This is a genomic window from Streptomyces sp. NPDC028298 (assembly GCF_055565895.1).
In genome coordinates this window covers 1495082-1515481 of record NZ_JBVHTL010000001.1, presented here as the reverse complement: position 1 = coordinate 1515481, position 20400 = coordinate 1495082, and the positions used below count along the sequence as shown (strand labels likewise).

The window sequence follows — 20400 nt, the reverse complement described above, 5'->3', positions numbered from 1 at the left end:
CGTATGACCTCCCAAGTCCCAACACCCGGTTACGCCCGGCCGACTCGCAGGTGGCGTGGCCAACTGGCGGCGCTCACGTGCGCCGCGGCCATGGGCGGCGGCCTCCTCATACCCCTGCAGGCCGCCGCACAGCCCGACGCCCCCGCCGGACGCGCCCCCGCGCAGGGCACCCGCTCCTACGACGTCACCCTGATCACCGGTGACGTCGTCCACTACACGGACGGTCCTGGTACCCGCGACACCCTCACCGTCGACCGTGCGGACGGCGCCGAGGGCGGCGTCGAGGTGCAGCAACTCGGTGACGACTACTACGTCGTTCCCGACGAGGCCGCCCCCCTCATCGCCGCGGACACGCTGGACCGCCGCCTGTTCGACGTCACCGGCCTCATCGACATGGGCTACGACGACGCCCACACCGACGGCCTCCCCGTGATCGCCACCTACGGCGCCGCGACCCGTTCCGCCCCCACCGCTCCCAAGGGCAGCGCCCTGACCCACCGTCTGGACAGCATCCACGGCGCCGCACTGACGGTGAAGCGTTCCGGGCAGGCAGCGTTCTGGGAGGCCGTCGCCGCACCCGGTACGAGCCGCGCCCTGTCCGCCGGAGTGAAGAAGCTGTGGCTCGACGGCCGGGTCAAGGGCACGCTGAAGGACTCGGTGCCGCAGATCGGCGCGCCCGCGGCCTGGGCCGAGGGGTATGACGGCAAGGGCGTCAAGGTCGCCGTGCTCGACACCGGCATCGACCCCGATCACCCGGACGTGAAGGACCGCATCGTCGGCTCCAAGAGCTTCGTGCCCGGTCAAGAGGTGCTGGACAAGAACGGCCACGGCACCCATGTCGCCTCGACCGTCGCCGGCTCCGGCGCCGCCTCGGGCGGCACCTACAAGGGCGTCGCCCCCGCCGCCGACCTGCTGGTCGGCAAGGTGCTCGGCAACGACGGCTACGGGCAGAACTCCGGGATCATCGAGGCCATGGAGTGGGCCAAGGACCAGGGGGCTGCGGTCGTCTCCATGAGCCTGGGCGACACCACGCCCGACGACGGCACCGATCCGATGGCCCAGGCCGTGAACGCGCTGTCGGCCGACGGCGGACCGCTGTTCGTGATCGCCGCGGGCAACGCCTACGACCCCGGGGCGATCTCCACGCCCGGCTCCGCGGAGAAGGCCCTGACCGTCGCAGCCGTGGACAGTTCCGACGAGCGGGCGTCCTTCTCCAGCCAGGGCCCGCTGATCGGGACCTCCGGCCTCAAGCCGGACATCTCCGCGCCCGGTGTGGACATCACCGCCGCGGCCTCACAGGCGGTCCCCGGCACCACCGGCCTGTACCGCACCATGTCCGGGACCTCGATGGCCACCCCGCACGTCGCCGGAGCCGCCGCGATCCTCAAGCAGCGGCACCCGGACTGGACCGGCCAGCAGCTCAAGGACGCGCTGATGAGCACGTCCAAGGAACTGCCGGACTACACGCCGTACGAGATGGGCACCGGCCGCGTGGACGTGGCCGCAGCCGTCGACGCGCGGATCACCGCCACGGGTTCGGTCGCCGCGGCCTCGTACGACTGGCCGCACAGCGCCGGCGACCCCGTCGCCGAGCGCACCGTCACCTACCGCAACCAGGGTGACGCCCCCGTCACCCTGGACCTCTCCACCGGTGCCTCGGACGCCGCGTACACCCTGTCCGCTGACCAGGTCACCGTCCCTGCCGGCGGCAGCGCCGAGGCGGTCCTCACGCTGGATCCCGCGAAGGTGGCCGCAGGGACCACCTTCTCCGGACAGGTGACCGCCGAGGACCACGCCTCCGGAAAGGTCGTGGCCCACACCGGGTTCGCCCTGGCCAAGGAGAGCGAGCGCTACAACCTCACCATCGATGTGCGCGGACAGGACGGAAAGCCCGCGACCAGCGCGGTCAACGTGTCCCGGCTCGGATCCGGCACGGCCGAGACGTACGAGGTGACGGGCACCAAGACCCTGCGCATGCCGCCGGGCGACTACGTCGTGTGGTCCCTGCTCGATGTCCCCGGCGACGGCAAGGACACGGCGGCGAAGGCCTTCCTGGTCGACCCGGAGACCAAGCTGACGCAGGACGCCACGGTCTCCCTGGACGCCTCGAAGGCGCGGCGGGTCAGCGCCACGACACCGAAGCGGACCGAGGCGCGCGAGACGCGGTACGAGATGGTGCGCACCGCGCAGGACGGCACCGTCACGCGGAGTGTGGTCACCCTGCCGATCGCGGTGGACCAGCTGTGGGCCACCCCCACCGACAAGGTGAGCGACGGCGACTTCGAGTTCCTCACCCGCTGGAACCTCCAGGAACCCCGCTTCACCTACCGGGCGGGCGACGACACGTTGCCTGCCTTCTCGCAGGGCGGGAGCGCGTCCGTCACCGGACGGCTCCGACTGCACACCGCGTACGTCCACACGGGCGCCGACGCCGACTACGCGGACGCGGACGTCACGGGCAAGGCCGTCATCGTGGACCGCAGCGACGCGGTGCCGGCGAGCACCCGAGTGGCCAACGCCGAGGCCGCCGGCGCGAAGGCGCTCGTCGTCCTCAGCGACCGTCCGGGCAGACTGTACGAGACCTACTCGACCACGCAGGTCGGTATCCCGGTGCTCTCGGTCCGCCGGTCCCAGGCGGCCGACCTGCTCGAGCGGGACGCTCGCGGCAAGGAACTCGTCATCGACGCGCAGGGTTCCCCCCGCTACACCTACGACCTGGTGTCCCGTCACACCGACCGGATCCCGGACCGCGCGCTGAACTACGCGCCCGACCCGGACCGCGACCTGGCTCGCGTCGACACCGGTTTCCACTCGGACCGCGCCACCGCCGGGTACGGCTACCGCTACGACGTCCCCACCTACGGCGCGGCGGTCGGCCTCAACCTGGAGGAGCACTACCCGATGGTCCGCACCGACTGGGTGGACCACCTGGAGAACGGCGCCACCTGGCTCGAGGACCACACCATGGAGGACACGCGTGGACGGCAGGAGATCACCGGTGGGCTGGTGAGCTACGCGGCGGGCAAGCGCTACACGACCAGCTGGTTCTCGCCGGTTCAGCATCCCGTGGTCGGGAGCGCCTACGCGGGTCCCTACCGTGACAGCAGCAACAACCTCTCCCTGTACGTCACCCCGTACTCCGACGGCGGCGCCGTCGACCGGTCCGGCCTGCTGGACACCGGCACCAGCAAGATGGCGCTCTACCAGGGCGACACCCTGCTCGCACAGTCCTCCAGCCGCTCGGTGCGCGCGCTGCGCCGGCCCGCAGAAGCGCTGCCGTACCGGCTGGTGATGGACAACGCACGGAACGCGGACGACTGGCACACCTCCGTGCGCAGCCATTCCGAATGGGGCTTCACCTCCGGGGCGATCACCTCCGACACGGGGAGGGAACCGGTGCAGCTGCTCCAGCCGCACTTCGAGGTGGACACCGACCTGGCGGGCGACGTCGCCTCGGGGCGTCCCGTCGAGCTCGCCCTGTCCGCCTCGACGCAGCAATGGCTCGACTCGGTCACCTACGCGGACTCGGCGACCCTGTCGGTGTCGTACGACGACGGCGCCACCTGGCAGGCGGCCGCACTGCACCGGACCGGGCGAGGAGCCTGGACGGCGCGGCTGAACCTCCCGAAGAAGCCGGGCGGATTCGTGTCGCTCAAGGCCACCGCCACGGGCGCGAACGGGCTGACCGTCGACCAGGAGGTGATCCGGGCCTTCGGTCTGAAGTGACCCACTGAACCGAAGGGCGTGACCCAGGCCTCCGGCGCGCCGGATCCCGTGGCCGCGCGTCCGGGAGTTGACGCCGCCGCACCCAAAGGTGCGGCGGCGTTCCCGTTTTCGGCAAGAGCCCGTGGCGGATCCGCGCCAGGCCCGCACCCGCCAGCTCCAAATGCCCGGCCGAAGCGGGGACTTTGCCAGGCTGTCGTTCATCTTCCCCCTCTTCTTTGTCCCGAGGACATCCATGAGCAAATCCATGAGCACATCGCGGATACGCGGCAGATCATGGCGGCCGACGGCCGCCGGACTCGCCGCCGTCGCCCTGCTGGGCGTGGGCATCCCCGCAGCGACCGCCGACGGCGTGGCGGACGGTGTCACCGCACCCGCCACCACGGACCAGACGGCTGCCGGGCGGCCCGTCACCGTCACACTGATCACCGGTGATGTGGTCGACGCCCGCGTCGACACCGACGGCCGGGTCCTGTCGGCATCCCCGCGCGCGGTCGACGGCAGCGACCACCCTGCCGCTGTCTGGCAGGACGGCACGCACACCTATGTGTTCCCGCAGGGTGTCGAGGAGCTCGTCGACGCGGGCACGGTCGACGCCGCGCTGTTCGACATAGGCAAGCTGGTCGCCGACGGGTACGACGACGCGCACACCGACGCGGTCCCCGTCGTCGTCGCGTACGAGGGCGGGCGCACGCCCCGCGGCGCCGTCCCCGGCACCAGAGCGACCGCGAGCCTCGAATCCATCGGCGGTGCCGGACTGTCCGTCACCAAGACGTCCGCCGCCGACGCGTGGAAGGAACTCGCCCCGCAGGACGGACGGGCCAAGGCCGCCGGCGGCATCCGCACGATCTGGCTGGACGCCAAGGTGCACGGCACGGCCGCCACCGCCCTCGGCACGCCGACCGTCCCGCTCACCGGCGCCGCCACCGCGCACCGCGCCGGGCTCGACGGCTCCGGAGTGAAGGTCGCCGTGCTGGACACCGGTGTCGACGCGGGCCACCCGGATCTGGCCGGACGGATCGCCGCGACCAAGGTGTTCGTCAACGGCGCGGACAGCGAGGACCGTACCGGCCACGGTACGCACACCGCGTCGACCGTCGCCGGCACCGGCGCCGCATCGGACGGCCGCTACGCCGGTATGGCGCCCAAGGCCGATCTGCTCATCGGCAAGGTGCTCGGTGACGACGGATCGGGCAGCCTGAGCGGCATCGTGAACGGCATGGAGTGGGCCGTCGACCAGGGCGCCGACGTCGTCTCCATGTCCCTGGGCGCGGACGGCGCGACCAGTTGCAGCGGCCCGGACGTCGAAGCGGTGCAGGAACTCGGCAGCAAGGCCCTGTTCGTCGTCGCCGCGGGCAACGCCTCGCTGCGCGGCACCGTGTCCACCCCCGGGTGCGCCTCGAAGGCGCTCACGGTCGGCGCCGTCGACCGGAAGAACGGCACGGCGTCGTTCTCCAGCCGCGGCCCGTCCGTGGACGGCAAGAGCGCGAAGCCCGACATCGCCTCGCAGGGCGTCGAGGTCGTCGCCGCGCGGTCCGGCGGCCGCGGCGCACAGGCCTACCAGTCGATGTCCGGTACGTCGATGGCCACCCCGCACGTCGCGGGCGGCGCCGCGCTGCTCCTCCAGAAGCACCCCGACCTCACCCCGGCCCAGCTCAAGGGCCTGCTGACCGCCTCCGCCGCGAGCACCGACGAGCCCGTCCTCGCCCAGGGCGCGGGCCCGCTCGACGTCACGCGCGGGATCACCCAGCCGGTGGTCGCCGAACCCGCCCCGCTGCTGGGCGACTTCGCGTACCCGCAGGCCGGACTCGACCCCGTCGAGAAGACGGTGACCCTGTCGAACGTCACGGACAAGCCCGTCACCCTCGCCCTGACCGTGCAGGACGTGCGGGGTGACGACGGCTCCAGGCTGAACCGCTTCGCCACGCCGGCCAAGCGCACCGTGACCGTCCCGGCGAACGGCACCGCCGACGTCCCGGTCCGGATCGACCCGTCGGCCCGCCTCGACGCCGGCGACTACGGCACGGTCACCGGCCGCCTCGTCGGCCTGGGTGCCCACGGCGTCCGGGTCACCGTTCCGTTCGGCGTGTACATGGAGGTCCCGTCCGCCGATCTCACCGTCAAGGGCCTCGACCGGCACGGCGACCCGGCGGCCGACCCGTCGACGTTCCAGCTGTTCGACGACCACCGGGACACCGCGAAGCGGTACATCCTCGGCTCCCCGGACGCGGGCAGCACCACGATCCGGGTGCCCCTGGGCACGTACGCGCTCGGCGGCGTGATCATGACGCGGGACGTGGCGGGCAACGTCGGTCTCGTCGACTCCGTCTCCCAGCTGTACGACCGCGAGGTGAAGGTGCCCGGCGACACCGTCGTCACGCTTGACGCACGCGACGCCGAACCGGTCACCTGGGACACCGACCGGCCCAGCGAGCCGGCCGGATTCGCGCTCGGCACCACCTTCGGCCTCGACGAGAGCAGGAAGCTCCTGGCGGGCTACGCCCTGGCGGTGCCGTCCTACACGAAGAAGGTGTACGCACAGCCGGTCTCCGGCGACGACCGGCTCACCTTCCTCGCGGCGGCACGTCAGGTCGCCCCGCTCGCCGAACTGACCGCGTCCGACGGCCGGGTCCTCGACTCGCTGCCGCTGCAGATGGCCACGCAGTTCGACGGGAAGGGCTCGGCCGAGGTCGTCGCCGTGGGCAAGGGGACGGACGAGAACTTCGCCGCCCACGACCTGAAGGGCAAGATCGCCCTGGTCGACGCGGGCTACGCCGGAGGCAACGGGTACGGATGGTCGACGGCAGCCGCGAAGGCCGGAGCCGTCGGCGTGCTGTCGGCGGTCCCCGACACCGAGGGCCGCTTCCAGATGTCCGGCCCCGAAGGCGTGCCGCAGGCCACCATCACCTGGGCCGACGCGCAGGCGCTCAAGGCACTGACCGACGAGGGCAAGGCCACCGTCCGCTGGTCCGGTACCGCGACCGCGGACAGCCCGTACCTCTACAACCTGGCGTACACCTCGCTCGGTGCGATCCGCCCGGGCGACAAGCGGGTCCACGACTCCGAACTCGCCGTGCGTGACGCCCAGTACCACGTGCAAGGCACCACGGACGCGACGTACTGGTCGGACGTCCAGGTCGGGATACCCGGCGTGTCGCCGGTCTGGGCCGGCGGCACCACGCTGCCGCTGCACGCGCCGCAGACCCGCACGGAGTTCTTCACGCCGACCGGCACGTCCGGCCTGACCTGGACGACGCTGATGCGCCGGGACCTCGGAACGAACGGTGGAACCGCCTACGACGGTCCGCACACCGTCGACAAGGGCCGGGCGACGGCCACCTGGTACAAGTCGCCCTACGCTCCGGTCCGCAACACCTACGCCCAGCCGCTGATGACCCGCGACAGCAACCGGATCTCGGTCGCCACAGCGCCGTTCGGCGATGCGGGCGGGCATGACTCGACCCTGGCGCGAACGGATTCCTTCGGCCGTCAACTCCTCGTGAACGGCGAGGTGAAGACACCCATCGGGGGCCAGGTCACGCTGCCCCAGGAGAAGACGGAGCTCAAGTTCCGTCAGACGTGGCGGCGCCCCGCGTCGGCCACCGCCCGCACAGGCCTGGCCTACAGCACGGAATGGACGCTCTCGTCGAGCTCCGCCGACCAGGGTGCCCAGCGCCTGCTCGTCCCGGTCGTCGACTTGCCCAGCGACCTGCGCAACAGCCGGCCCGCCGGCGAGACGACCACGATCGCGATCGGCGCCGTGGTCGACGGCTCCGATGAACCCGTCGCTCTGGACGGCGCGACGCTGGAGTACGCGTACGGAACCGAGAGCACCGTCGAGGCGATCTCCGACTGGCACACCGCCCAGCCGGTGCGCTCGAAGGAAGGCTGGAAGGCGACGCTCCCGGCGGACGCGCCCGCGGGCGCCTTCGTGCACCTGAGGGTCACTCTTCAGGACGGTCACGGGGCCGCGGTGACCCAGTCCATGGTCCGCGCCTACGAGGTTCGCTGAGTACCTGATTCCGGGCCCCTGACCCGGTGCCGTCCACGTCGAGGCCGGACCGGCGCACCTGACCGCGCCGGTCCGGCGCACCGCGGCCGTCCCATCCGATGCACCGACCGCCCGGACGTCCGCGAGCGCATGCTCCGCAGGGGCGCCTGCCGCTGTCTCGGGGTCCTGCGCGACACTGTGCTCCTGGCACTGTGGTGTTCACGGATGCGAAGGAGACGAGAGGTCCATGCTGCGATCCATCGGTCTGTCGCAGGACGAGGAGCGGGTGTACCAGGTGCTGGTGCGCCTGGGCAGCGCCACGGGCTCCGAGGTGGCCCGGCACCTGGACCTGCACGAGCGGGAGGCCGACACGCTGCTCGGCAGCCTGGAGAGCGGAGGGATGGTGTCACGCGATGTCGGACGGGTCGGCGCCTACGTGGTGGCACCGCCGCAGCTGGCCTTCGGTCCCGCCCTCGCAGCGGGACGCCACGCCCTTGAGCAGGCGGAGTCCGCGGTGGCCGCGCTCGCGGAGGAGTACAGCCGGGGCATGGCCGGACGGCAGCAGGCCGGGCTGCTGGAGGTGGTGACCGGGGCCGAAGCGACCCGCCACCGGTTCGAGCAGATCCAGTACGGCGCTCAGCACGAGCTGTGCGCCTTCGTCACGGCCGATCCGGCCGTGGTACGCGGGGACGAGCACGAGGCGGAGGAGGACGCCACCGGCCGCGGGGTCCGATACCGGGTGGTCCTGGAACAGGCCGCGCTCGAGCAGCCCTCGACGACGGCCGAGCTCTCCGCGGCGTTGGGGCGCACCCAGTTGGTGCGGGTCGTCGATCGGGTGCCGTGCAAGCTGGTCGTGGCCGACCGTTCCACAGCATTGATGCCGTTGCTGCAACGGGATTCCGGTCCGGTGGGTGCGGAGATGGCATCCGTGGTGGTGCGCGCACCGGGTTTGGTCGAGGCGCTTCTCACGCTCTTCGAAGCCGTCTGGAACGCGGCCCGCCCCCTGCTGTTGTCGCCGTCCGGCGAAGTGGAGGCGGAGCCGCAGACCGAGGGCCCGGACGAGACCGACCTCCTCTTGATGTCCCTGATACTCACCGGGCTGACCGACCGTGCGGTGGCGGCCCGCCTGGGACTGGGGCTGCGTACGGTCCAACGCCGGCTGCAGCGGCTGATGGAGGTCGCCGGGGTCTCCACCCGGATGCAGCTCGGCTGGCATGCCTTCGAACGCGGATGGGTGCGACGCTGACGCGCCTGGGAGTCCGTGGTCACCCTTGCGCGACGGCTCGGGCACTCGAGTCCGACGATCACCTGGACCTCTGCGCCCACTTCGTGCCCGCGGCCGGTACGCGGGCGCTCCCGAGCTGCTTGCTCAGAGCCAGTCCCGCCGCTTGAAGATGAGGTACAGACTGGTGCATACGCCCGCCATCAGCAGTATGGCGAAGGGGTATCCGAACACCCAGTGCAACTCCGGCATGTGATCGAAGTTCATGCCGTAGATCGTTCCCACCAACGTGGGTGCGAACAGAATGGCCGCCCACGACGAGATCTTCTTGATCTCCTCGTTCTGCTCGAAGCCCGCTTCCGCCAACGCCCGCATCTCGGCGTTCTGTTGCTGGGTCACGAGCGTCGCGTTGACCGTGAGGATGTCGGTGAGCGCCTGGCGGAATCCGTCCACCCGCTCACTGGTGTGCGTGACGTGGTCGGCGACGTCACGGAGGTAGCGCTGGAGCTCCTCGTCCGTGCGGTACTTGGCGAAGCCGGCCATCAGGCTGTGCAGCATGCCCACCAGCGGGCGGGTGGCCCGCTGGAACTCGACCATCTCGCGGGAGAGTTCGTAGATGCGGCGGGACACCGCGGGGTCGCCGCGGAAGACCTCGGTCTCGATCTCGTCGATGTCGTTCTGGACGCCGGAGACCACCGGGACGTAACCGTCGACGACGGAGTCGAGGATCGCGTAGAGGACGGCCTCCGGGCCGAGCCGCAGCAGCTCCGGGCTGCCCTCCATGCGGCGGCGTACCGCCGAGAGGTCCGGTGCCGCGCCGTGCCGCACCGTGATCACGAAGTCCGGCCCCACGAACACGTGCAGCTCGCCGAAGTCGACCTCCTCGGCCGCGTCCAGATAGCGGGCGGCGCTCAGGACGACGAAGAGCGTCTCCCCGTAGCGTTCCAGCTTCGGCCGCTGGTGCGCCTCCATCGCGTCCTCGACGGCCAGCGGATGCAGATCGAACTCGGCGGCCAGCGAATGGAGTTCGGCCGCCGTCGGACGGGCCAGACCGATCCACGCCATGCCGTCCGGCTGCTCGCGCAGCTCGCGGAAGGTCTCGGCCAGCGACGCGGGCGTCGAGACCCGTACCCCGTCGCGGTACAGCGCGGACTGGACGACGCTGACGACCTCGGTGGGCTCCGCCTCGGGCGGCGCCTCCCGCGGCGGTGTGTGCCTCGGGGGCGGCGACGAGGACGGCGGGGTCAGGGCGCGCCGCCAGAGCGACTTCCGCGCGTCCCTCGAGCGCTTTCGCCCCCCGGGGCTCGCGGGCTCCCTCGCCTCCCCGGAGCCGTCCGTGTCCCCCGGACCACTCCGGTCGTCCGAGGCGGAGCGTGCGCGTCGCTCGGACATCGCGGCTGCCTCCAGGGTCGAACGTACGTCTGCGCGATCTCCGAGCAGGATATACGGGGCAAACGGCCCGCGTACCGTCACCGGACGGTGTTCCGTGGGACGGGCCGGGCGGGAGTCGCGGACAGAGGGTGTCCGCGAGGGGGAATAGCGTGCCGGGTATGACAAGGACGACCGCGACGGCCCCCGTGCTCGGCACCCGCGCCCTCAACCGCGCGACCCTCGACCGTCAGCTCCTGCTGCGCCGCTCCCCGACGGCCGCGACCGCCGCCGTCGAGCACCTCCTCGGCCTCCAGGCGCAGAACGTGAAGCCGCCGTACTACGCCCTCGCGGCCCGCCTGGACGGCTTCCGGCCCGAGCACCTGTCGACGGCCATGGAGGAACGCGACGTCGTCCGCATCGTCACCATGCGCTCCACCATCCACACGCACACCGCCGACGACGCCCTCACCCTGCGTCCGCTGGTCCAGGCCGCCCGCGACCGGGAGCTGGGCCAGTTCCGCAAGGGCCTCACCGGCGTCGACCTGGACCGGCTCGCCGCGATCGGCCGTGAACTGGTGGAGAGCGGACCGCGCACCATGAAACAGCTCCGGGAGGCACTGCTCGCCCAGTGGCCGGAAGCCGACCCCTTCGCCCTCTCCGTCGCGGCCCGCTGCACCCTGCCCCTCGTCCAGGTCACCCCGCGCGGTTTGTGGGGCCGCAGCGGCCAGGTCGCCCTCACCACCGCCGAGCACTGGCTGGGCCGCCCCGCCGAACCCGCCCCCGCGCCCGACGCGACCGTGCTGCGCTATCTCGCCGCCTTCGGTCCCGCCTCGGTCAAGGACATGCAGACCTGGGCCGGCCTCACCCGGCTCCGCGAGGTCTTCGAGCGGCTGCGGCCCGCTCTGGCGGTGTTCCGCGACGAGAACGGAGTGGAGCTGTTCGACCTGCCCGACGCGTCCCGGCCCGACCCGGACACCCCCGCCCCGCCCCGCTTCCTGCCCGAGTTCGACAATCTGCTGCTGTCCCACGCCGACCGCTCCCGGGTCGTCCCCGCGGACCTCAAGGGGCGTACGTGGCGGGGCAATCAGGCCTACCGCACCCTGCTCGTCGACGGTTTCGTGTCCGGCCTGTGGAAGCTGGAGGAGGGCGCGCTGGTCGTCGAGCCCTTCGGCAGGCTCACCGGGGCGCGGCGCGGCGAGGTCGTCGCGGAGGCGGAGCGGATGCTCGCGACGATGCACGCGGGCGAGGACCACGACATCCGGTTCGGCACGGTCGCGGGGCCCTGAGATGCCGGCGGACGGGGTGCGACGCGGGGAAGCCGTCCGCCGGCAGGTATCGGGAGCGCGCCCTCGGCCGAGGGGCATTGGATGAGGGGCGTTGCGGGCCGCTCGTGGAGGCTCGCAACGCCCCTCGGCTTTTACCTGAGGGGTACTCAGGAGATCATCGTTCCCTACGAGTCGACCTGCTCGGTCACCAGGCTGGAGAACGTCGTCAGGCGGGTGTAGACCCCCGGATAGCCGGCCTCCGCGCAGCCCTCTCCCCAGGAGGTGATGCCGGCCAGCACTCCGTTGATGAGCAGCGGGCCACCGCTGTCGCCCTGGCAGGTGTCGACGCCGCCGGCGTCGTAACCCGCGCAGACCATGTCGGAGGCAACGAAGTTGGAGCCGTACGAGGCCGCGCAACTGGAGTCCGACACGATCGGGACGGTCGCGGTGCGGAGCTGGTTGGAGGACGTGCCGTTCTCCGAGGTGGTGCCCCAGCCCACGATGCGGGCCTCGGCGCCGGTGGCGTACACGCCGGTGTCGGAGCCGGAGACGTACGGTGCCGGGGTGTACGGCATCGGCGTGGTCAGGGTCAGTACGGCCACGTCGTCGCCGTCGGTGGCGTCCGTGTAGTCGGGGTTGATCCAGATCTTGCCGACGGTGCCCACGGTGCCGTCCGTGCCGTTGAGGAAGGTCCTCCCGCCCACCACACGGACACTGCTGGTCGTCTCGCCCGACATGCAGTGGGCCGCGGTCACGACCTTGTCCGGGGCGACGAGGGTGCCGCCGCAGAACTGGTTCTGCCTGGCGTCGGTGATCTGCATCATGAACGGGTACGCGCTGGTCGTGGTCGTCGTGCCGCCGACGATGGGCTGAGGAACGGCCGCGGCGGACGGGGCTCCGAGCAGCGTGGTCGTGGCTGCCGCGGCGGTCGCCGCACAAAGGGCTGCGCTGTTCTTGAGGCGGATGAGCCCGAACATCGGTCTCCTTGAAAGTTGCCGGTGGGGGGACGCACGGGTGTGTGTGGGGGGAGTCACGGCACCTCTGGATGGGGTGTCGTAGGCCCGAGCGAGCGGCACGCCCACACGCTAGGGGGTGTGACCGCTCTCTCCCAATGAGGGAACCCCCTAGTGGAGACGGGGGAGGGAAAACCCTTGCGGGGCGCGGACCGTGTTTGACACGGGCGCCGTCCGGTCGGTCCCGGCCAGGCGGGCCCGCCCGTCCGGCGCACGTTCACCCGAAGGAGTCACCCAGCAGCCATACCGCCCTGGCCGGGAGCTCTACCGGTGTCGGCCGGAGCGTCACCGTTCCGGCCCGCAGTCTCACCGGTCCGGCCGCTTCCCGCGTGCCCCGCGTCACCGTTTCGGCCCGTACCGCCGCCGGGCCCGCGCGGCTCCCGACGGCCACCGGCCCGGCCCCGACGGCCTCCGCAGGCGGTTCGGTCCCGGTGTCGCCCAAGGGGCCGGGGGAGCGTCAGTCGGGCCTGCGTTCCGCCGCCAGCCGCACGATGTCGACCCGTGACCGTATCCCCAGCTTCCGGTACACCCGGGTGAGCGTGGCCTCGACGGTCTTGACGCTGATGAACAGGCGCCCGGCGATCTCCCGGTTCGTGGCGCCCTCCATGACCAGGGCGGCGACCTGGCGCTCGGTGGCCGCGAGGGTGTCGAGGGCGGCGGGGGCGAGCGGCGGCGCGGCCGGCGGGTGCGCGGCGGCCGACTCGACCTGCCGGAGCCAGGGCAGGGCCCGGCACCGGCGGAACAGCCGGGCCGCCTCGTCGTAGGAGGTGGGCCCCGGCACGGCCGTACCGCCCGCCCGCGCGGACCCCGGAACGTGCGGGAAGGCGCGCAGCCCGGCGAGGGCGTACGCGGCACGGGCCTCCTCCAGGCCGTAGCCCAGCTTGCCGAGGCGGTCCTGCGCGGAGGCCAACTGGCGCTCCGCGGGTCCCTGTTCCCCGCGCGCGGCCCGCACCAGCGCCTCGGCGCGGTCGAGCACGGCGAGCACGCTCTCGCGCTCCAGCCGCAGCGCGCGCCTGCGGGTCACGTCGATGACGTCCTGCGCCTCGGCGACCTCGCCGATCCGGACCAGGGCCTCGGCGAGATCCCCGTGCCAGCGGCCCCGGGCCGGGTCGATGACACCGAGACTCTCCTCCAGCTCCCGGACCCGGCGCAGGGAGTGGACGGCGGCCGACGCGTCCCCGGCGACGAGCTGGGCGTGCCCGAGGGCGCCGAGGGCGCGGGAGAGGTAGACGAGGTCGCCGTCGTCCTCGGCGCGGTCCACGGCCTCGTGGGCGAGCGAGAGCGCGCGGTCCACGTCACCGCCGGCCGCCTCGGCGAGCGAGGTGAACATGGCGGTGGCCGCCTCGCCGATGCCGGTGTCGCGGGCCAGCCGCAGGCTCTCCCGGGCCAGGTCGAGGGCACGGCCGCAGTGACCGGAGCGCAGTTCGGTCTCGGCGAGGCCGCGCAGGAAGTGCAGTTCGCTCTCGACCATGCCGCGCCGTTGCACCTCGCGCAGCAGCGCGGTGATGGCCGTACGGGCCTCGGCGAGCCGGTCGCCCATGATGAGCCAGCGGAAGCGGGCGGCGCCGGCCCCGTTGTGGTCGCAGGCGACCCGCGGGTCCTGCGGCTCGCGCATGGCCCGCTGGATGGTCGCGGGCGCGTCCGCGTGCCCCATCAGGGTCTCCATCTGCGCCTGGAAACCGAGTGCGAGGAGTTCCGTGCGCCGGTCACCGGCGCGCGCCGCGAGCCGCGCGGCCCGCGCTGCCTCCTCGCGGGCCTTGGTCATCTCACCGTCCATCAGCAGCGCCCGCCAGGCGAGCTGGTAGCGCACCAGGGCGACGAGGCCGGGGTCGTCGCCCGCGTCGGCGAGCGCCTGCGGGAAGACGGCGTCGATCTCGGCCATGGCCTGTCCGGCGGAGTCGACGACGACCATCCAGGCCCGGACCCGTTCGGCGGGGGCGGTGGCTCGTGACAGCACTTGGCGAGCGATGTCCCGGGCGAGGTCCGTCTCCCCGGCCGTCAGCGCGTCCTCGGCCGCCTGGAGGCGCCGTTCGTCCGCGCCCGGCCGGGTGCCGGCCGGGGTGTGCCGGGCGGCGAGCAGGCCGAGCCCGACGGCGACGGAGGGAGCGCCGCGGTCACGGGCAGCGGCCGCGGCCTCGCCGAGCCGGGCGGCGACCGCGGGGTCCGTGCCGGTGGTGGCCAGCGCCAGGTGCCGGGCCCGCTCGATGGGATCGGAGGCCGCGCGGGACAGCGCGGAGTGCGCGGCGCGCCGCTCCTGCGCGTCGGCCTCCGCGTACAGGGCGGCCGAGACCAGGGGGTGCGCGAAACGGATGCCCGGTGTCTCGCGTTCGGTGGCGAGGAGCCCGAGGGCGGCGGCCGAGGCGGTCTCCGCCTCCGCGTTCTCCCGGCCCGCGGCGTGCAGCAGAGCCAGGGTCGGGCGGGCGCCGGCGCTCACCACGAGCAGGGTGCGGCGGGCCTCGGCGGACAGCATGTCCAGACGGCTGAGGACGAGCGCCCGCAGCGAGGTCGGTACGGGGAGCGGTTCGCCCGGGCTCGGCCGGGTCGGCGACTCGGCGAGGGCACGGCCCAGCTCCAGCGCGAAGAGCGGATTTCCGCCGCTGGTGCGGTGGATGTCGCGCACGGTGGAGCGCGGCAGGCCGGTGTAGCCGCGCTGTGCGAGGAGTTCGGCCACCTTGGCGCGGGCCAGCGGGGCGACCCGCAGGGCCAGGGTCTCCGGGACGGACGCGCGCAGAAAGCGGTCGTGGTCCTGTGCCTGGGGCTCGGTCTCCGTACGGACCGCGGTGAGCATGCGGACCGGGGTGCCGCCGAGCCTGCGGGCGGCGAAGCCCAGGAGTTCGGCGCTGGCCGGGTCGAGCCACTGGAGGTCGTCGGCGACGATCAGCACCGGTCCGCGCGCGGCCAGGGCGCGGAACGCCGACAGCACCGCGAGCCGCAGCGCCAGACCGTCGCGCTGGAGAGTGGACTCACCGCGGCCGGTGAGCGCCGACTCCAGGGCGGTGCGCTGCGGGGCGGGCAGCCGGTCGGCTATCTCGTCGACGACCAGACCGAGGAGGTCGGCCAGCGCGAGGAAGGGGAGATGGGATTCGGACTCGGTGGCCGAGCAACGCAACACGGTCCGCGCCGATTCGGCGCATTCGGCGGCCAGCGCCCGCAGAACGGTCGACTTTCCTATTCCCGCGGGCCCGTGGACGAGCACACTGCCGCCGTCGGAGAGCTGCTCGCGTGCCGCGGCGAAGAGTTCCTCCCGGCCGATGACCAGGTCGGGGCGCGGTCTCGCAGGTTCCCTGAAGTCCCCTCGCACGGTCACCGCTCCCCTCGTGTGTCGTGTCCTGGCCAATATTAGGCAACGTCTCTTTGAATTTCGGACAGTCCGGGTGGTGAGGGAAATAACAGATGGTACGCATACGTCATTTCACGGTCCGGACGATTGAATGAAGGGTCCCGCGACGGGGCGGTCCGCTAGGGCAGCACCCCCGCCCGGCGCGCGGCCACGACGGCCTCCAGACGGGTGTGCGCGCCGAGCCGGCGCATCGCCGAACGCAGATACCCCTTCACGGTCTCCGGGCGCAGGCCCAGCCGCTCGGCGGCGGCCGCGTTGGTCGCCCCCGCCGCGACACAGGCGAGGACGTCCACCTCGCGCGGGGCCAGCACGACCTCGTGGACCACTCCCTCGGACGGCGACGCCGCGTCGGCCAGCCGGCCGCACACGGAGAGCAGTTCGGCCCGCAGCCCCGGGTCGGCGATCCGCGGCGCCAGCGCCCGCAGCGCCCCGTGCGCCTCCCGCACCTCCTCCCAGGCCGCGTCCCCCGTCGCCCCCGGCGCCGGGCCGGGCTCGCGGACGACACCCAGCAGCTCGTGCGCCGCGTCCCTGACGACCAGCGCCTGTTCCACGTCCCGGGCCGCCGCGACGGCCGCCCCCAGCGTGCGGTCGCCCAGCGGCTGGGCCGTCCGCAGGGCGCCGTACAGCACACCGCGCACCCGGCGCCGTACGACGACGGGAACCGCGAGGACGGAACACAGCCCCTCCGTCGCCACCGCCAGGTCGTACTCGTGGCTGATCTGCCGTGAGGCCGGATAGTCGCTCACCGCGCAGGGCCGGGCGAGGGCCACCGCCTTGCCGCCCAGGCCGTTGCCGGACGAGACCGCCAGCGCGCTCAGCGCGGCCGTCGCCGTACCGCTCAGCTCGCTGATGCGCACCAGCCGCCCGCCGGAGTCGACCAGGCCGCCGAAGGCCACCGGCAGCCCTGTGGCACGCCGCAGCCGCGCCAGCGCGGCGCGTACTTCCACCGACTCGGCCGTGTCCGCTGCCACCTGCTCGTCCCTTCATCGCGGGCCACCCCCGTTCGGGGGTGGTGAGACCTGCATCACGGAATACACGATGGTAGGCGGCGGTCCGGCAACGAGGAGGACACATGACGGCGACAACGGGCAGGGCGGACGAGTTCCGAGCCGCACGGGACTTCCTGCTGAAGCACCGTTCGGACTACACCACGGCGTACGAGGGCTTTCGCTGGCCCCGCCCGGAGCACTTCAACTGGGCCCTCGACTGGTTCGACGTCATCGCGCGGGACAACGACCGCACCGCCCTGCACATCGTGGAGGAGGACGGCGGACGTGTCGAGGTCTCCTTCGCCGCGATGTCCGAGCGCTCCGACCGGGTCGCCAACTGGCTGCGCGAGCGGGGTGTGGGAGCCGAGGACCGCGTCCTCGTCATGCTCGGCAACCAGGCCGAGCTGTGGGAGACGGCGCTGGCCGCGATGAAGCTGCGGGCCGTCGTCATCCCGGCCACCCCGCTGCTCGGCCCCGCCGACCTGGCCGACCGGATCGAACGCGGCCGGGTGCGGCACGTAGTCGTCCGCTCCGAGGACACCGCCAAGTTCGACGCGGTTCCCGGTGACTACACCCGGATCGCCGTCGGCGGCACGCGCCCCGGCTGGCAGGCGTACGAGGAGACGGCCGACGCCGACCGCGTCTTCGAGCCCGACGGCCCCACCCACGCGGACGACCCCCTGATGCTCTACTTCACCTCGGGCACCACCGCTCAGCCCAAGCTCGTGGAGCACACCCACGTCTCGTACCCCATCGGCCACCTGGCCACCATGTACTGGATCGGGCTCGAACCCGGGGACGTCCACCTGAACATCTCCTCACCCGGGTGGGCCAAGCACGCCTGGTCGAACCTCTTCGCGCCCTGGAACGCGGAGGCGACCGTCTTCCTCTACAACTACACGCGCTTCGACGCGGGCCGGCTGATGGCCGAGATGGACCGGGCCGGCGTCACCACCTTCTGCGCCCCGCCCACCGTGTGGCGCATGCTCATCCAGGCCGACCTGGGCCTGCTGCGGACCCCGCCGCGCGAGGTCGTCGCCGCGGGCGAGCCGCTGAACCCCGAGGTCATCGAGCAGGTCAGGCGCGCCTGGGGCGTCACCATCCGGGACGGCTTCGGGCAGACCGAGACCGCCGTCCAGGTGTCCAACAGCCCCGGCCAGCCGCTCAAGACCGGCTCCATGGGCCGTCCCAGCCCCGGCTTCCGCGTCGAACTGCTCGACCCGGTCACGGGCGCGCCCGGCGCCTCGGAGGGCGAGATCTCGCTCGACCTGTCCGCCCACCCCGTCGGCCTGATGACCGGCTACCACGGCGACCCCGACCGTACGGCGGAGGCGATGGCCGGCGGCTACTACCGCACCGGGGACATCGGCTCGCGCGACGCCGACGGCTACATCACCTACATCGGCCGCGCGGACGACGTGTTCAAGGCCTCCGACTACAAGATCTCGCCCTTCGAGCTGGAGAGCGCGCTCCTGGAACACGAGGCGGTCGCCGAGGCCGCCGTGGTCCCGGCCCCCGACGAACTGCGCCTGGCCGTCCCGAAGGCGTACATCGTCCTCGCGGCCGGGTACGAGCCGGGACCCGACATCGCTAAGGTCCTCTTCGAGCACGCGCGCACGGTCCTCTCACCGTACAAGCGCATCCGCCGCCTGGAGTTCGGCGAGCTGCCCAAGACCGTCTCCGGCAAGATCCGCCGGATCGAGCTGCGCGAGGCCACGGCCGCCGGCTCGGACGCCGAGTACCGCGAGGAGGACTTCCGGTGAGTGAACTGTCGTACGCGCACGGGACGGGCGGCACGGCGCTGCTCGGCGACACCATCGGGGCCAACCTCGACCGGGCGGTCGCCGCCTGGCCGGAGAGGGAGGCGCTGGTCGACGTGCCCTCGGGCCGGCGCTGGACGTACGCCCGGTTCGGCGCGGCCGTCGACGAGCTGGCGTACGCGCTGCTCGCGTCCGGGGTCGCCAAGGGCGACCGGGTGGGCATCTGGGCGGTCAACTGCCCCGAGTGGGTGCTCGTCCAGTACGCCACCGCCCGCATCGGCGCGATCATGGTGAACATCAACCCGGCCTACCGCACCCACGAGGTCGAGTACGTCCTGAACCAGGCCGGGATCTCGCTGCTCTTCGCCTCCCTCAGCCACAAGAGCAGCGACTACCGCGCGATGGTCGAGGAAGTCCGGGGCAGGTGCCCGCGGTTGAGGGAGGCCGTGTACATCGGCGACCCGGGCTGGGACGCGTTCGTCCGTCGGGGGACCCCCGACCTGCGGGGAGAACTCCAGGCGCGTGAGGCCGAGTTGTCCTGTGACGACCCGATCAACATCCAGTACACGTCGGGGACGACCGGGTTCCCGAAGGGGGCCACGCTCTCCCACCACAACATTCTCAACAACGGCTACTTCGTAGGGGAGTTGATCTCCTACTCGGAGCAGGACCGGGTCTGCATCCCCGTGCCCTTCTATCACTGCTTCGGCATGGTCATGGGCAATCTGGCCGCCACCTCGCACGGTGCGTGCATGGTGATTCCGGCCCCCTCGTTCGACCCGGCGGCGACGCTGCGGGCCGTGCAGCAGGAGCGGTGCACGTCGCTGTACGGCGTCCCCACCATGTTCATCGCGGAGTTGAACCTCCCCGACTTCGCGGTGTACGACCTGTCCACCCTGCGCACCGGCATCATGGCGGGCTCGCCCTGCCCGGTCGAGGTGATGAAACGCGTGGTCGCCGAGATGCACATGGAGGAGGTGTCCATCTGCTACGGCATGACGGAGACCTCACCCGTCTCGCTCCAGACGCGCAGGGACGACGACCTGGAGCACCGCACCGGCACGGTCGGCCGGGTGCTGCCGCACCTGGAGGTGAAGGTCGTCGACCCGGTGGACGGGGTGACCCGGCCGCGTGGGGCCGCGGGAGAGCTGTGCACCCGCGGCTACAGCGTGATGCTCGGCTACTGGAACGAGCCGGAGAAGACCGCCGAGGCCGTCGACGCGGGGCGCTGGATGCACACGGGCGACCTCGCCGTGATGCGCGAGGACGGGTACGTCGAGATCGTCGGGCGCATCAAGGACATGATCATCCGGGGCGGCGAGAACATCTATCCGCGCGAGATCGAGGAGTTCCTGTACGCCCACCCGAAGATCGCCGACGTGCAGGTGGTCGGCGTTCCTCACGAGCGCTACGGCGAGGAGGTGCTCGCCTGTGTCATCCCGCGCGATCCCGCCGACCCGCTCACGCTGGAGGAGCTGCGCGCCTTCTGCGAGGGCCGGCTGGCGCACTACAAGATCCCCAGCCGCCTCAGCATCCTGGAGACCTTCCCGATGACGGTCTCGGGGAAGGTGCGGAAGATCGAACTGCGGGAGACCTACGCCGAGTAGGCCCCCCGGGCCACCGGTGGCCGTGCTGGTGGTGCCGCCGCGGACGGATGCTCGGTGCCGGTGCCGGTGCCGGTGCCGGTGCCGGTGCCGATGCCGATGCCCGTGCCCGTGTCCGTGTC

10 protein-coding genes are annotated in these 20400 nt (G+C 72.3%); 6 read left to right on the top strand and 4 right to left on the bottom strand.

The window, feature by feature from the left end; all coding sequences use genetic code 11:
- The first annotated feature begins 3 nt into the window (after nucleotides 1-3).
- From ACZ4TO_RS06670 to ACZ4TO_RS06660, 3 genes are all read left to right on the top strand, one after another.
- Complete coding sequence (locus tag ACZ4TO_RS06670; RefSeq protein WP_468023596.1) at nucleotides 4-3726, top strand: S8 family peptidase; 3723 nt, start codon at nucleotides 4-6, stop codon at nucleotides 3724-3726.
- 244 nt (nucleotides 3727-3970) lie between these two features.
- Entirely contained in the window at nucleotides 3971-7735 is a 3765-nt protein-coding gene (locus ACZ4TO_RS06665; protein WP_468023595.1) for a S8 family serine peptidase, read from the top strand.
- Nucleotides 7736-7961: 226 nt separating this feature from the next.
- Entirely contained in the window at nucleotides 7962-8960 is a 999-nt protein-coding gene (locus ACZ4TO_RS06660; RefSeq protein WP_468023594.1) for a helix-turn-helix domain-containing protein, read from the top strand.
- Between the two features lie 123 nt (nucleotides 8961-9083).
- Here the strand turns inward: ACZ4TO_RS06660 and ACZ4TO_RS06655 are convergent, their stop codons facing one another.
- Nucleotides 9084-10328, bottom strand: a complete 1245-nt coding sequence (locus ACZ4TO_RS06655; RefSeq protein ID WP_468023593.1) for a magnesium and cobalt transport protein CorA — start codon at nucleotides 10326-10328, stop codon at nucleotides 9084-9086.
- A gap of 158 nt (nucleotides 10329-10486) precedes the next feature.
- Here ACZ4TO_RS06655 and ACZ4TO_RS06650 point away from each other — a divergent pair, with 158 nt between their 5' ends.
- Nucleotides 10487-11593 (top strand): winged helix DNA-binding domain-containing protein, encoded by a 1107-nt coding sequence (locus ACZ4TO_RS06650; RefSeq protein WP_382788378.1) that lies wholly within the window; start codon nucleotides 10487-10489, stop codon nucleotides 11591-11593.
- Nucleotides 11594-11757: 164 nt separating this feature from the next.
- On the opposite strand, the gene ACZ4TO_RS06645 is transcribed toward ACZ4TO_RS06650, so the two are convergent.
- From ACZ4TO_RS06645 to ACZ4TO_RS06635, 3 genes are all read right to left on the bottom strand, one after another.
- Nucleotides 11758-12549, bottom strand: a complete 792-nt coding sequence (locus ACZ4TO_RS06645; protein ID WP_468023592.1) for a S1 family peptidase — start codon at nucleotides 12547-12549, stop codon at nucleotides 11758-11760.
- 493 nt (nucleotides 12550-13042) lie between these two features.
- Entirely contained in the window at nucleotides 13043-15892 is a 2850-nt protein-coding gene (locus ACZ4TO_RS06640; RefSeq protein ID WP_468023591.1) for an AAA family ATPase, read from the bottom strand.
- A 152-nt stretch (nucleotides 15893-16044) separates the two neighbouring features.
- Nucleotides 16045-16896 (bottom strand): helix-turn-helix transcriptional regulator, encoded by an 852-nt coding sequence (locus ACZ4TO_RS06635; RefSeq protein WP_468023590.1) that lies wholly within the window; start codon nucleotides 16894-16896, stop codon nucleotides 16045-16047.
- A gap of 101 nt (nucleotides 16897-16997) precedes the next feature.
- Between ACZ4TO_RS06635 and ACZ4TO_RS06630 the strand changes: the two genes are divergently transcribed.
- Both ACZ4TO_RS06630 and ACZ4TO_RS06625 read left to right on the top strand, forming a co-directional pair.
- On the top strand, nucleotides 16998-18677 hold the full coding sequence (locus tag ACZ4TO_RS06630) for an AMP-binding protein (RefSeq protein ID WP_385041223.1): 1680 nt from the start codon (nucleotides 16998-17000) through the stop codon (nucleotides 18675-18677).
- Nucleotides 18674-20281: an AMP-binding protein gene (locus tag ACZ4TO_RS06625; protein WP_468023589.1), complete on the top strand. Its 1608-nt coding sequence runs from the start codon at nucleotides 18674-18676 to the stop codon at nucleotides 20279-20281. Before ACZ4TO_RS06630 ends, ACZ4TO_RS06625 begins: the two co-directional genes overlap by 4 nt.
- The last annotated feature ends 119 nt before the right edge of the window (nucleotides 20282-20400 follow it).

Coding starts and splice junctions, on each gene's coding strand:
- ACZ4TO_RS06650 (WP_382788378.1), top strand. CDS start 10,487: ATGACAAGGACGACCGCGACGGCCCCCGTGCTCGGCACCCGCGCCCTC.
- ACZ4TO_RS06665 (WP_468023595.1), top strand. CDS start 3,971: ATGAGCACATCGCGGATACGCGGCAGATCATGGCGGCCGACGGCCGCC.
- ACZ4TO_RS06660 (WP_468023594.1), top strand. CDS start 7,962: ATGCTGCGATCCATCGGTCTGTCGCAGGACGAGGAGCGGGTGTACCAG.
- ACZ4TO_RS06670 (WP_468023596.1), top strand. CDS start 4: ATGACCTCCCAAGTCCCAACACCCGGTTACGCCCGGCCGACTCGCAGG.
- ACZ4TO_RS06630 (WP_385041223.1), top strand. CDS start 16,998: ATGACGGCGACAACGGGCAGGGCGGACGAGTTCCGAGCCGCACGGGAC.
- ACZ4TO_RS06655 (WP_468023593.1), bottom strand. CDS start 10,328: ATGTCCGAGCGACGCGCACGCTCCGCCTCGGACGACCGGAGTGGTCCG.
- ACZ4TO_RS06645 (WP_468023592.1), bottom strand. CDS start 12,549: ATGTTCGGGCTCATCCGCCTCAAGAACAGCGCAGCCCTTTGTGCGGCG.